Here is a 12,477-nt window from a genome sequence, read left to right as displayed (position 1 = left end):
CGACACCGACACGATCTAAGTGGCTTCTGGTCACCGGGATCGGCTCAGTCGCGGTCATAGCTATGGCCGTTGTTGGGTGCGAAACGTCAACTCGTCCAACCTCAGATTGCGGAACCGCGCGGCTGATGATCGACTACAACAACGAATTCAACGAAGACGTTCGTGAGCGAACTCAAGAGCAGGTCGATACCAGCGTCGATGACTACAAAGAGTGGTCATCGCGGCTTCAACAACTTGCTGACCAAATCAAGGACGATGCTGCGCTAGCGGAGCGAGCCGACGAACTGGCCGACCTCGCCGGCCAGACGTCCGCCCTAATCCCGCGGTATCGAGCCGAATCGTCTGCGATGTCTCCGCTGAACCCCTCGCCTCCTGCATCTGTAGGTGAATACTCCCGAATTGGTCAGGAATTTCAGGAAAGCTTGGTTGCACTCGACCACGCATGCCCTATCTAGGAGGCGACCCGCGATTCGCGTCGTCATCGTCAACATCAGCCCAATACGCCCACTCCGGGAGTGGAGTGGGCGGAACTCCGATGGTCGACAGCGATCCTAGGTTCGGGTCCGGTTCAGCGCGAAATTTCACTTTCGGGCTCCTCCGAACGTAAGCGATCAACAGAACCGCAACGCCGACCGCAATGAATGCCACCAGACCGCACTTAAAAACTGTCAACCACATGCGTGCCCTCCAACTGCAATGAATTCACGTTAATTCTCGCAGGTCACCATTCGGCGAGCCTGCCTTTTGCATCCGTGGCTGCACATCCGACGCTCCGACTGGTCCAAGGCGGCAAGCCTCATCAGCACGACCGCACATCAGCGCCGGATCCTCGACTGTTGTCCCAGGTCGTCGAGCGCCCGCCGTTGCCACGGACGGAGCCCAATTTCATGTCCTTCATCATCGCATGACCCGGGGCGTCGCCGCGGACAGCCGCCGTACTGTCCACCTCTGCATTCCTCCAACCTTGCAGCGGCCAAAGCGTTGCCGTCGCTCCTGGACGCGCAGCACAGAATTTGTCGATGAGCGCCACCATCTACCGGCTGCACGCAGTCGAAGTCGAGGCCGCCGAATCGCGCCGCCAGGCTGGCCGGCTGGATGTTCGCGGTGCACTACTGCTCGCCGACGATGTCTCAGTCGCACCAATCGCCGCGCTGCTCGCTCCAGAGAAGATGTTGACCGCGAACGTCAATTCTGAACCAACTCAAGCGCTGTGGGCCTCGTGGCCCGAATCTGCACCTCCGAAAACTTGGCCAACAACGCGCACACGAACGCCGACCGCTTGACGTTCAGCTCGTTGAGCAGCTCCTGCTGGCTCAGCTCACCCTTGTCGCACAGGCGCTCCCACGCCGTGGCGATCATCCAGGCCGGCACCAGCTGCGGTCCGGTTCCGAGCTTCATCGACCGCTCGGTCTCGACGAACACGCCTTTGCGCGTCACCGAGCTGATCCTGGTGAGATTCTTGGTCGACAGCGTGAGGATCGCAGTGCCGGGGCCGGCAGCATCGGTCACCCGAGCGAACAGGTGGTCGTCGAACTCGGCGGCGCTCATGCCGATCCGACCACCACGATCCGCGACGGCAGCTGCGTCAGAATACCCACAGCGAGCGCTCGTTCCAGCGCCTCATCCAGCCGCGCTCCGATGTCCTTGGTGACGCGAATACCGCCGAACAACGCCAGCGCCTCGCGCTTCAGATCATCGACCCCGCTTCCGCCGGTCTTCTCAGCGACAACCCGCGTCGCATTGCCGATCTCCACGAGGCTGACCTCGCCGAGCGGGCGGCCCTCCCCTCGCTTCGAGGTCCGGACCGTGCGCCAGGTGGCAGGGTCCATGCCGTTGTGCCAGTAGAACTCCCGGTCGTCACCGCGCAGGTAGTCGGCGGGCACGACCTGCTGAATCGACCGCAGACGGCCCTCGCTCACCCTGCCGAGCCCGAAAGCGCCGGCTACCAGTTTGGCCAATCGATCTCGGTGTACCGGGCCCTCGGCGCTCCAACCCACGGTGGTGACCGGGATGCCCGGCGACCGCAACGGTCTACGCCCGGTAACCTCGCGAACCCAATCTGACGGACGTCCCACAGCACCCTCCTGACCTCGGGTGTTGCGTCCACCGGTTGAGCCCGATCAATACACCGCCGTTGCGTTCACCGAGCACCTGGCCGCCGAGGGAATCGTGCCGTCAATCGGCACCGTTGGGGACAGTTTCGACAATGCACTGGCCGAATCGGTGAACAACAGCTACAAGACCGAGCTCGTCGACCGTCAACCGTTCTACCCCGGCGCCACTGAGCTGTCCCTGGCTACTGCCGAATGGGTGGCCTTCTACAACCGCCAGCGTCGCCACTCCGCCCTCGGCATGCGCACTCCGATAGAGTTCGAACTGCTACACCAATCCGCCCAACCCGTGGCCTGAAACCAAGTATGGCGACACCATCGAACCCAGGGCACAATCAAAGCCTCCCGACACACCGGGGTGGATCAATCGAGCCACGCCGACCGAGGCTGATCTCACCGTGTCGCAACGGAAACTCGCCGTGGGCCCACACATAATGGCGCCGTGGCGGGACACCTCTTCGTACTACGCGGCGACCTGAAGCGACTCGTGTGCGACGCGCTCCTCGTCCCGTGCGACACCCACTGGAACGTGGTCACCAAGCAGTGGGGCGAGCTGTTGGACCTCGATCAGTTCGACAGGTCGCTGTACGGCCACACCCTCAGGGTGCAGCCCGAGAACCCGCGGTGGGCGGACGTTGCGTCACACAACGATACTCGAGTCCGGTTGGTGGCTACGGCGAGCGACCAGAAACTCGATGCGCAGTGGGTGGCAGACGGCGTCGTCGCGGCGATCTCGGACTTCGCCAACGGTCTGTGTACGTCCGCGGGGCGTATCAAGCCGCTCGTGGCCTTGCCGATCGTCGGCGCGGGCGCCGGTGGCTTCCGGCACCGGCGCGGTGCTCTGCTCAAGGCGCTGCTGCCGGCGCTGCGAACCGTTGCGCGCGATGCCGATATCGACGTCGCCCTGGTGCTGTTCCACGAACGCGACCACGCCGCCGTCCAGAACCTGCGCTCGGACACGGATTGGGGCGAGTTCACTCCCGAAGAACTGGATATCGCGGACGAGCTCGGGCAGCGTGCCTCCAACCGCGAGCTGTCGCTCTTCCTTGGGTCAGGAGTCAGCGTGCCGCTGGGCCTTCCGGACTGGAGGCCTACTCACCGAACTCAACGGTGGGAAGCTGAAGGACTACTCTACCGCCGATGCCCCCTCGATCGTCCAACGGATCGCCGACAGGCTCGGCGCGGACCACCTTCACGATCGAGTCGCCGTACTGACTCATGTCTCCGACGTCTCTCCTACCCACCTGCTCCTGTCCGGCCTTGGCGTCCGACAGAACGTCACCACGAATTACGACCTGGCCTACGAAACCGCGCTGGAAGGCAGACTCACCGCCGACGGCTTCCGGACCCTGTCACGGGAACTGGCCACAGAATCGCGGCCGTGGCTGCTGAAGATGCACGGCGATGCGGGCAAACCGACGACCATCGTGCTGACCACCGACGACTATGCGCGCCTGGATTCCGACTATCGCTCGGTGCTTTCCGTCGTCGAAACACTCATGCTGACAAGTCATCTGATGTTCGTCGGCTACAGCCTCGAAGACGACGACTTCACCGCAGCGGGTGAGCGGGTCCGGCAGGTCCGCGCACTGTCCGACACCGGTGCCGACGCCGAGTTCGCCACCGTACTGGCCCTGCACCCGGATGCGGTGAAACAGCAGTCAGGCTTCCGAACGGTGCCCATGCTCACCGAACCAGATACGCGCACCGCCGCAAGACGGCTGGAGATCTTCCTCGACCGCGTCTCCTGGGCTGCAGCCCGCGCGGTTCAGCGCTCGCACGCCCACCTTCTCGATGACCACTACGACGACCTCTTCACCGACGATGCGGCAGCCACGCGATTGCGCGAGCTGCTGGCTCCGCCGGCCAATCTCGACCCCGGTGATCCCGCCCGGAAGTGCGGTGCGTGGGAGCGGGTCGAATCACTGCTGACGGATCTCGGCGCCGACCTACCGCCCTGAGTCGCCGTTCATCTCCCGGGCCGTGGCCACCACGGTAATACTCGGGTAGCATCACAGCATGAAGCTCAGCGTCAGCTTGTCCGACGACGACGTGGCGATTCTCGACGCCTATGTCAAGAACGCGCAGCTCCCGTCGCGCTCCGCGGGACTACAGCGAGCGGTCCAGCTACTGCGCTACCCCGATCTAGAGGACGACTACGCCCAGGCATGGCACGAATGGACGACAGCTGAGGAGCACGAAGCCTGGGGCAGTACCGCAGCCGACGGCACCGCCGATGCGACGCGGTGAGATATGGCAGGTGGACCTGGATCCGGCGCTCGGGAGCGAGGCGAACAAACGCAGGCCGGCGGTGATCGTCAGCAATGATCGCGCGAACGCGACTGCGGTGCGGTTGGGTCGCGGGGTCATCACCGTCGTGCCGGTCACCAGCAACACAAGCACGCTATATCCATTTCAGGCATTGTTGTCGGCCGCCAGCGGACTGGAGATCGACTCGAAGGCTCAGGCCGAGCAGATCAGATCCATTGCAGTGCAACGGCTACTGAAGCGGGTCGGACGGTGCTCCTCTGCCGAGCTTGCTGCTCTCGACGATGCGCTCAGGCTCCACCTGGATCTGTGATCCGAGTGCAGAGCAGCAGCCATGTCCGCCCACCAGGCACACTGACCGCATGCCCGACCTGCTGATCGCCCGCAACCCGGCCGCGGACTCCAAGCTGGGCTACCTGCTGCGCATCCCGCAACCCGGCGGCGACCTGCTGTTCCGCACCTCGGACACCTGGCCGCGGGTCAAGGCTCTGTACTGCCACCCGGTCAGCGTCACCGAATGGCCCGACGACGCGGACATAGTCGAGCGCCTTCCGCTGCGGTCCTGTCAGCGCCGCGGCGGCGCCATCGACGTCATCCTGGATCGGGCCCGCGAGAACCGCTCGCAGGTGGTGTTCACCAAAGCCCGCGGCCGTGACATGGTGTTCTGGCAGTCACCGCGCACCCGCAAGCAGGCCCGCCCCAATGTGCGCACCCCGACCGCCCGCGCCCAGGGCATCGAGCAACTGCGCATCGTCGTCGACGCCCACGAGCGCTACGCCTACCGGTTCACCGGCCAGCAGGTGAGCACCGAGACACGCGGGTTGCCTTGCGGCGACTACGGAGTGGAGCTCGACGGACAGCTGATCGCCAGCGTCGAGCGCAAATCACTGGCCGATCTGGTGAGCAGCCTGATCAATAGCCGGCTGCGGTTCCAGGTCGCCGACCTGGCGGCGCTGCCGCGGGCGGCGGTCGTCGTCGAGGATCGCTATTCCCAGGTATTCAAGCTGGATCGGGTACGGCCTGCGGTGATCGCCGACGGACTTGCCGAGCTTCAGGTCCGCTGGCCGACCGTGCCGATCGTGTTTTGTGAGACCCGCCCACTCGCCGAGGAATGGACCTATCGCTTCCTGGCCGCGGCACACACCTGGGCCAGTGACGAAAGTGCCGCGTTGCAACGCATCTCGGAGGCTCGCGTGGACATCGCGACACCAGAGCCGAGCACCGCCGAGGTGCGACTCTGGGCGCGCACCGCCGGGCTCGCGGTGCCCGACCGCGGCCGACTGCGACCCGAGGTGTGGCAGGCCTGGCGCGACGCCCACCCGAGCCTCCCCTAACCTGCTGCCTACCGATCGTTCACCCGCACCGGTCATCCGGCGATATCCCAGTACTCCCGAAAACTACCTCGCACCCGGTCCTCGATGCTCTTCTGCACGTCGTCGATCGCCGAGAGCGTCTGCGCCGTCAGATCATCACCAATGCCACTACGCGAGTGGGCAACCGGAACAAAGGCGCGCAGCAGGGCGGGAATCCGCAACTGTGCTTCCAGCTCGCGCTCCTGGTCATAACCGACAAAGATGCCGTCGCTCAAACTGTACTTGATGCGACGAGCACTCCAGCGCAACGGATCTCCGGTACCCGTCTCGATCAATTCATCCAACACGTCGCCGAACTCGCCGCGGTCGAATCGCGTCCCGGCGGGCGAAGCGAAGAACGCGTCAACCACCTCGGCACTAACCCGCCAATCGTGCTCGCCGCGCTGGAAGTGCTCCCCACCTTCGGGCAGTCTCGACGTCAGCCACTCCACAAGCGGGCGAATTCCGGGTTCCCCATCACGGCCGAAAGGCAGGTATCGCTCGAACCCCTTCTCGATCCATGCCCGCGCATCAGCCAGGCTCATATCCACCACATCGACATTGCCACCGCAACCGTCACGCCGCTCCAGAATCTCGTCCAACGCTGTCGGGGCCACTGCAAGTTCATCCACCGTCGACAGCCCCATGTGATCGATCACCACGCTGCATGTCAGTTCGTGACCGTCGGATAGGCGGACACCGAACAGCACCTGGTTCCAGTCGCCATGTACCTCGGGTACGCGGACGGCGCGGTATGGCTGCAACTTCGGTAGGTCGATAATCCACTGCGGCGGCGCATCGGACCGCGCGGCGAGCGCCTCGCGGCAACGCGCTTGGATATTCGGGTCACCCACGGCGATCTCGGCAAGAACCGCCAGGAGCGCCGTGTGTTCGGGAATCGGGAGACCTGCAAGGGTATCGATTGCATACTCCGGATCGATCCGTTCTTCGTCCTTGGGGTACGAAAACTCTTGCGGGAGAAGCGTCTCAATCATCATGCCACCCAGGTAGAGCAGGTTGAGTGGATGCTCCGCGTCCAGCGCAATACGCAAAATGTCGACCAAGGTGGGTAACGCTGCGGGCTCGCCCACGTCGGCCACCGGTTCTGGGCGCTGCGCCCGCCGTCGCGTGTCTCGCCGGGCCTGCTTGGCCTGCCGCCGCTTCCGTCCTTCGTTCATGTGGCGGAAGCTACGCCTGCGCCCCGACAACCGAGGAGTTCAACGGGCTCGACTGACAAGGGCCTGTGTATAGATTCGTATACTTCTGGACGATCTATACCGAACTGGATAACGCTATGCCGGATGCGTCAGCCGGCGCTGTTACCAACCTGCACGTAGTGCGCGGGGTCGATCCGCCGCTCCCCCGACCACCGGTACGCCGTCAACGCCCCGCCCTTGACCGCACTGAAGTCCACACACGCGGAGTACTCGGTCCAGTCGTGCAGATGCCGCGGCGAACCCTGCCGCCAGTAGTGGCCGTAGAACACCGGCACCGGATCGCCGTACACGTGCGACTGCGTCACCTCGACGGCCGGCAGGGCCGGATACGGCGCCCCGTCCGCGGTGGTGAAGGTGCTGCTGATCTCGGCCAGGTCGGCCAGCGTCGTCGCCGCCCCGTTCCACCACCGCAGCCGGGCCCGCTCGCGGGAATGCCCGTCCTTGTCCAGATACGGCGGCTGGCCATGCGCGACCAGGCTGATCTCGGGGCCCTTGAGCAGCGTCTCCACCGCCTCGTACACCGGGTCGCCCTTGGTCGACATCCGCGCCAGCTGCTCATCGTCGGCGATCCGGTCACCGCCCAGCACCGCCATCGAGGGCTCATGCCAGCAGGCGTGCACCACCCGGATGTCACCGAGGTCCAGCCACAGCGGCTGAGTCCGGAACCATGCCAGGTACTCGGCCCGCGCATCGCCGGTCACCTGCCGCAGGAACTCGGCGTGCTGCTTCTCGTTCTTCGCCGACCACGGATGATCGGGATCGCCGTGCGGGCGCAGATACTTGCCCGACTCGGCCGGCCACTCGGTGGCATACGCCAACGCGTTGAACTCGTGATTTCCCAACACCATTCGTGCGCTGCCCGCATCGACCATCGCCTTGACGATCTGCAGCACACGCAGCTGGTCGGGTCCACGGTCGATCAGGTCGCCGACGAACACCGCCGTGCGCTCGGGATGCCGATACGCACCGTCGCGCACGCGGTAGCCCATCTGTGCCAGCAGGGCTTCGAGATCGTCGGCGCAGCCGTGGATATCGCCGATCACGTCATAACCGGACATGGTTACCTCCTCTGTAGGGACGGCATGCCGACCGCCGCGCACCGGAGAAGCCGGCGGGCAGGTCTGGAATCTGATCTCAGGATATCGCGGGCCTCCGACATGTCGGACCAGATCCGTATCCTGGACTCAGCTCACGAGCGGACGACTGTTCGGGTACCTGGCCCGTCGTCCCGGCAACCGCGCCCACCGCACGGTGCCCCAGGGGAAGAGCCGGCACGACAGTGCAAGCGGTGGGCGTCCGACCGTGGCGCCGCCAGAGACGGCGTGACGATGACCGACGTTCCGACCCAACCCGACGAAGCGCTACGCGCACGCATCACCGAACTCTCGGTGCACATCCCGTGCGGCACTCTGCGCGGGCCGATCAGCCACACCCTGTGGCAGTCCTGCCGACACGAGGACACTCCGGCCCGGTGGGGTGTGGACGTATCGCGGCTGCACGACCTGTGCATCGTCTGCTTCCGCGGCACCGCCGGTGGCACCTCACGGTGGTCCTGGCTGGCCTGCGAGCACTGCCGTGCGGTCAACGATCAGCACGGTCGGCCGCTGCCGCTGGGCCGGCACAGCCTGATGAACCGGCAGTCCGTCGCCGACGCGATCGGCGGCGATTGGCGCCTCAATGCGTGGAGGGAGCACGAATACCGGCTGCTGGCAATGCGATTCGACCCCGACGCCGACGTACCACTGCGCGAGTGGCAGCAGGCCTGGCCACCGAGCGTCACCGCCTCGCAGGAGGCGTTCGCGCGGCTGACCGATTCTTAATCCCGAAAGCGGTCCGGCACTGCCAACTCGTGCACGATCCGCTGCGTCCGGAACAGCTGCAGGGCAAGCGGTCCCGTGTTGTAAGGCAGGTCGTACTTGTCGCAGAGTTGGCGCACCCGGACACTGACCTCGGGCAGCCGGTTACTCGGCAGGTCCGGGAACAGATGGTGCTCGATCTGATAGCACAGGTGCCCACCCGAGATCTCGCCGAGCCGGTTGACCTCGAAGTTGGCGGTGCCGAGCATCTGGCGCAGGTACCACTCCCCGCGCGTCTCGCCCTCGACCACGGCGGGATCGAAGGTCTCGGCCCCGCCCGGGATGTGCCCGCAGATGATGTTCACGTACACCCACAGGTTGCGGATGATGTTGGCGGTGAAGTTGGCCGCCAGGGTGCGCCGCCACCGGCGCAGGCTCAGGGCGGGGAAGAACAGATAGTCCTTGCCCATCTGGCGGGCGATCTTGTTGCGCAGCTTGCGCTTCTGCTCGGCGACCGCCTCCGGACTGGCATCGTTGTTCTGCTCGGCGCGGATGCCGTGCACGGCGATGCCCCACTCGAAGGTCGCCGCCAGCACCAGGTTTCGCAGCGGGGTGAGCAGATGCGCCCGACGCCACGGCTGATCGGTGGTGACCCGCAGCCACCGGTACCCGATATCGTCGTCCATGCCGAGCACGTTGTTGTAGACGTGATGCCGGTAGTTGTGCGAGTGCCGCCACTGCGCGGAGTACCCGACCATGTCCCACTCCCAGGTGTTGGAGTGGATCTCGGGGTCGTTCATCCAGTCCCACTGACCGTGGGAGATGTTGTGGCCGAGCTCCATGTTCTCCAGCGACTTGGCATAGGCCAGCGCGGCGGTCCCCAGCAGCCAGCCCTTCCGGGACCGGGTGCCGGCGATCACCAAACGTGCCGTGACGTCGAGGGCGCGCTGGACGTGGATCACCCGCCGGATGTAGGCGGCGTCCTTGGCTCCGAGCGAGTCCTCGATGTCCTGGCGGATGACGTCGAGTTCGTAGGCGATCTCTTCGACGTCCTCCCTACTCAGATGCAGGTAGGCAGGCACGTCGGCAATCGCCATTCGGAGGTCCTCGTGGTGCGGCGTCGGAGCGGCGCAATCGACCGCGAGATCAGACCGCAGCGTAGAGGCTCGGGCTGAACGGTGGGTAATCGACGCGCTGTGTCCCGGCGAACACCGGAGCATTCGAGCCCCGATGCCGCGGGTGAACCCGACCGCCACCAGCAGGAACGCCGTGGCACGGCGGTGCGGGTCCGCCGCTGAGAAGCTCTCAGGGACTACGGGCACTCCTCGGAGTCGATCCGCACCACCCCGAAGTCGATGGACGTGCCGGCGGTGAACGTCGCGCCGGGCGCCGGCGTCGAGCTGCACACCTGCCAGTTGCGGTCGCTGAGCTGTGCGCGCCCCTGCCCGGTCAGGTCGGTGGAGCTGCTGAACCACACCTGGCCGCCGCTGACGGACTGGATGGCGTCCTGGGCGCCCTGGAGGTCCATCCCGATCAGGTTGGGCATGGTCCACGACGGCTCCGCCGACGCCGGCGGGCTCATCGCGATCGCCTACCCGACCAGCGCCGCGATCAATACGAACTTCTTCATGACATTCTCCTTGGCTCGAAGTAGCCGCACAGCATCGCATCCGCCACCGACACGTCGCTCGATTGTCGCTCGAAGGCGGGCAACAAGGGGCCCAAATTTCAGGCCCACGCAGTGACTCTGCACCCACGGCGCGGTTCACTCGCACAACTGCGTCTGTGTTCGTCGCCGACCCGCTCGCCGACGCGGTGGTCGCGGCGTTCGCCTCGTTGCCCCGCGGGGGCGGGCATGGAGATGTTCCGGACAGGGGTCAGTGCCGCGATGGATCGCGCCATCCCTGAGGCCGCCCGCGTGGTGGTCGATACCCTGACCACCGCCTACGAAATGCACGCCCCGATCCTGCAGGCGGCGCTGACCTCCTCATCTTTCGACATCCCCGCGTACCTGAATCACACCGCGATGGACGAGATCGAACGCAGCCTGCTGCCGCTGGGCAGCGCCATCCCCGGCCGCGCCCGACCGGACCTCGACCCCGCTCAGCTACAGGATCTGGTGTTCGTGACGATGGGCGTCACCTCGAGCGCCTGCCTGCGTATCGCGCTGCAGCGTCCGCCCGGATCGGATCGCGACGCGATGATTACCCTGATCGCGAAAATGCTGGCGGCAGCGCTCACCCCGGATACCTGACACAGCAATGGTTTTCGGTGCGACCCGCGAGGCCCTCCCCCTGGGAACCTCGCGGATCGCGACCGGGTCGATGCGCATACCCCTCGAACGCGACCGACCGTCCTACTGGAACTAGGGAGCCTCCGGAACGAATTGCCCCTCGCGGATCAGTGATGTCACCGCCGCATCCCAGCGCTGCAATTGGCTCGGCGAGTAAAACGGTTCGGGGATGTGCCGCTCGATGTGGTTGCGCAGCATCATCGCCCCGACCCGCAGAATCAACGGGTTGATGGTCCCCCAGAGAAGGTCGAGGTCGGGCCGCACCAGCCCATGTTCGGAGTACTTTTCTCCCTGCTCGACGCTGATGCGAAGCAGCCCGTCGAAGATGACGGTGCCGATCTCATCTCCCTGACACAACGCATGCGCGACGTAGTCGGTGACTTCGGGGTATTTGTGGAACAGTCGCGCGAACCGGCCGCGGAGCTCCACCCCATGATCCTCCGGCGGTTCCGGTAGCGGTGCCGACTCCAGCACCTCGCTGAAAACCTGCAGGACGTATTCGTCGACTGCGGCGGTCAGGCCGGCCTTGTTACCGAAATAGTGCTGCACCAGCCCGATACTGACACCGGCTTCATCTGCAACGGCTCGGAGCGGAGTACTCGAAACACCCTGACGGGCAAAAGATTTGAGAGCAGAACCGACAATCCGCTCCCGCGTGGTGGGCTCCACCGGAGCGGGTTGACGCAAAAAGACAGAGGCTGCCACGGCCCGACAGTACCGGAATACCGCATAACCATACAAGTGGCCGGGTTTGCCATATCAGCGTAGGGTAATGCAATATGCAAATATGGTTTGCGGCTGCGGGGGCGGCTCGACCGCGACGGGTTTCCACCTGACGCGCCGAGCGTCGGGAATGACATCGTGAGGGGGTCGCTGCAACAGCAGATTCAATCTGCCTGTGACGCCCTGTACCGGGATCCCAACGACTCAGGCGCCTTCAGCAGACTCAGCCGACTCCTGGGCGCCCCCACCGAGGGAGACCCGGACACGGTCGCCGGCGTTGTTTCACAACACAGTTGGCGCCGACTGGTCCGGGTGGCAGCCAATCAGCTCTATGACGATCCCGACAACACAGACGCCGGCAACGTACTACTGCTCTTGGTGGCTGCCGCGAAGCGCTGAAACTCTCACCCTTTCCAACACCCCATACACCCGGCACACACCACGGCAGCATGCGAAAAAATCTGGAACACCTTGTTCGGCACACGATTTGATAGTCGGATGCGCGATCCGGCCCGAGCGCTCGACACCCCCGGCGCACACTCACGCTATCGGCCAACACGGCGGCAAGGCACCCCCGCACGGCGACCCGTACAGGCGTTCGGCAAATCAATATGAGTATGGTGTAATACAATATGCACGTATTGCCTCGACCCCGTCTCGGACAGTTCCTCAACCCGGGTTCGTCACCCCGGAGTGATCGTCGACCGACCAGCAGGT

At 65.0% G+C, this 12,477-nt stretch carries 15 protein-coding genes, 1 pseudogene and 1 riboswitch; of the genes and pseudogenes, 8 read left to right on the top strand and 8 right to left on the bottom strand.

Annotated features, from left to right (window positions below):
• The first annotated feature begins 125 nt into the window (after positions 1 to 125).
• Positions 126 to 455 (top strand): hypothetical protein, encoded by a 330-nt coding sequence (locus tag ACLBYA_RS11555; protein ID WP_447709539.1) that lies wholly within the window; start codon positions 126 to 128, stop codon positions 453 to 455.
• Between the two features lie 730 nt (positions 456 to 1,185).
• On the opposite strand, the gene ACLBYA_RS11550 is transcribed toward ACLBYA_RS11555, so the two are convergent.
• Entirely contained in the window at positions 1,186 to 1,548 is a 363-nt protein-coding gene (locus tag ACLBYA_RS11550; RefSeq protein WP_447709538.1) for a hypothetical protein, read from the bottom strand.
• On the bottom strand, positions 1,545 to 1,997 hold the full coding sequence (locus ACLBYA_RS11545) for a DUF3320 domain-containing protein (RefSeq protein WP_447709537.1): 453 nt from the start codon (positions 1,995 to 1,997) through the stop codon (positions 1,545 to 1,547). Before ACLBYA_RS11545 ends, ACLBYA_RS11550 begins: the two co-directional genes overlap by 4 nt.
• Positions 1,998 to 2,137: 140 nt before the next feature.
• Between ACLBYA_RS11545 and ACLBYA_RS11540 the strand changes: the two are divergent.
• Positions 2,138 to 2,409: pseudogene (locus ACLBYA_RS11540) on the top strand (integrase core domain-containing protein); the annotation flags it as partial.
• Between the two features lie 342 nt (positions 2,410 to 2,751).
• On the opposite strand, the gene ACLBYA_RS11535 reads toward ACLBYA_RS11540, so the two are convergent.
• Positions 2,752 to 3,042: a hypothetical protein gene (locus ACLBYA_RS11535; protein WP_447709536.1), complete on the bottom strand. Its 291-nt coding sequence runs from the start codon at positions 3,040 to 3,042 to the stop codon at positions 2,752 to 2,754.
• A gap of 85 nt (positions 3,043 to 3,127) precedes the next feature.
• Between ACLBYA_RS11535 and ACLBYA_RS11530 the strand changes: the two genes are divergently transcribed.
• Genes ACLBYA_RS11530 through ACLBYA_RS11515 form a run of 4 tightly spaced genes read left to right on the top strand, consistent with a single transcriptional unit; the run spans position 3,128 to position 5,713 of the window.
• Positions 3,128 to 4,072: an SIR2 family NAD-dependent protein deacylase gene (locus ACLBYA_RS11530; RefSeq protein ID WP_447709535.1), complete on the top strand. Its 945-nt coding sequence runs from the start codon at positions 3,128 to 3,130 to the stop codon at positions 4,070 to 4,072.
• A 58-nt stretch (positions 4,073 to 4,130) separates the two neighbouring features.
• Entirely contained in the window at positions 4,131 to 4,361 is a 231-nt protein-coding gene (locus ACLBYA_RS11525; RefSeq protein ID WP_447709534.1) for an antitoxin, read from the top strand.
• Complete coding sequence (locus tag ACLBYA_RS11520; RefSeq protein ID WP_447709533.1) at positions 4,348 to 4,692, top strand: type II toxin-antitoxin system PemK/MazF family toxin; 345 nt, start codon at positions 4,348 to 4,350, stop codon at positions 4,690 to 4,692. The genes ACLBYA_RS11525 and ACLBYA_RS11520 overlap by 14 nt, the downstream gene beginning before the upstream one ends.
• A gap of 49 nt (positions 4,693 to 4,741) precedes the next feature.
• Positions 4,742 to 5,713: an ERCC4 domain-containing protein gene (locus ACLBYA_RS11515; protein ID WP_447709532.1), complete on the top strand. Its 972-nt coding sequence runs from the start codon at positions 4,742 to 4,744 to the stop codon at positions 5,711 to 5,713.
• Between the two features lie 32 nt (positions 5,714 to 5,745).
• Here the strand turns inward: ACLBYA_RS11515 and ACLBYA_RS11510 are convergent, their stop codons facing one another.
• Both ACLBYA_RS11510 and ACLBYA_RS11505 read right to left on the bottom strand, forming a co-directional pair.
• Positions 5,746 to 6,909 (bottom strand): hypothetical protein, encoded by a 1,164-nt coding sequence (locus tag ACLBYA_RS11510; RefSeq protein ID WP_447709531.1) that lies wholly within the window; start codon positions 6,907 to 6,909, stop codon positions 5,746 to 5,748.
• Positions 6,910 to 7,037: 128 nt separating this feature from the next.
• Complete coding sequence (locus ACLBYA_RS11505; protein ID WP_447709530.1) at positions 7,038 to 8,006, bottom strand: metallophosphoesterase; 969 nt, start codon at positions 8,004 to 8,006, stop codon at positions 7,038 to 7,040.
• A gap of 129 nt (positions 8,007 to 8,135) precedes the next feature.
• Positions 8,136 to 8,242, top strand: a riboswitch (SAM riboswitch).
• 34 nt (positions 8,243 to 8,276) lie between these two features.
• Here ACLBYA_RS11505 and ACLBYA_RS11500 point away from each other — a divergent pair.
• Positions 8,277 to 8,768: a hypothetical protein gene (locus ACLBYA_RS11500; protein ID WP_447709529.1), complete on the top strand. Its 492-nt coding sequence runs from the start codon at positions 8,277 to 8,279 to the stop codon at positions 8,766 to 8,768.
• Here the strand turns inward: ACLBYA_RS11500 and ACLBYA_RS11495 are convergent.
• Together ACLBYA_RS11495 and ACLBYA_RS11490 are read right to left on the bottom strand one after the other, a co-directional pair.
• Positions 8,765 to 9,841: a fatty acid desaturase family protein gene (locus ACLBYA_RS11495; RefSeq protein WP_447709528.1), complete on the bottom strand. Its 1,077-nt coding sequence runs from the start codon at positions 9,839 to 9,841 to the stop codon at positions 8,765 to 8,767. The two genes, ACLBYA_RS11500 and ACLBYA_RS11495, sit on opposite strands and share 4 nt — an antisense overlap.
• Before the next feature lie 215 nt (positions 9,842 to 10,056).
• Positions 10,057 to 10,326 carry a hypothetical protein gene (locus ACLBYA_RS11490; RefSeq protein ID WP_447709527.1) on the bottom strand — a complete coding sequence of 90 codons (270 nt, stop codon included), beginning with the start codon at positions 10,324 to 10,326 and terminating at the stop codon, positions 10,057 to 10,059.
• Positions 10,327 to 10,599: 273 nt separating this feature from the next.
• On the opposite strand from ACLBYA_RS11490, the gene ACLBYA_RS11485 reads away from it, so the two are divergent.
• Positions 10,600 to 10,998, top strand: a complete 399-nt coding sequence (locus ACLBYA_RS11485; protein WP_447709526.1) for a TetR/AcrR family transcriptional regulator — start codon at positions 10,600 to 10,602, stop codon at positions 10,996 to 10,998.
• A gap of 111 nt (positions 10,999 to 11,109) precedes the next feature.
• On the opposite strand, the gene ACLBYA_RS11480 is transcribed toward ACLBYA_RS11485, so the two are convergent.
• Positions 11,110 to 11,742, bottom strand: coding sequence for a TetR/AcrR family transcriptional regulator (locus tag ACLBYA_RS11480; RefSeq protein ID WP_447709525.1), 633 nt, complete (start codon positions 11,740 to 11,742; stop codon positions 11,110 to 11,112).
• Positions 11,743 to 12,477 lie beyond the last annotated feature (735 nt).

The sequence above is a fragment of the Mycobacterium sp. C31M genome, assembly GCF_053345865.1.
Note: the sequence above shows the minus strand (reverse complement) of the source record. Positions and strands in the feature narration are given on the sequence as shown.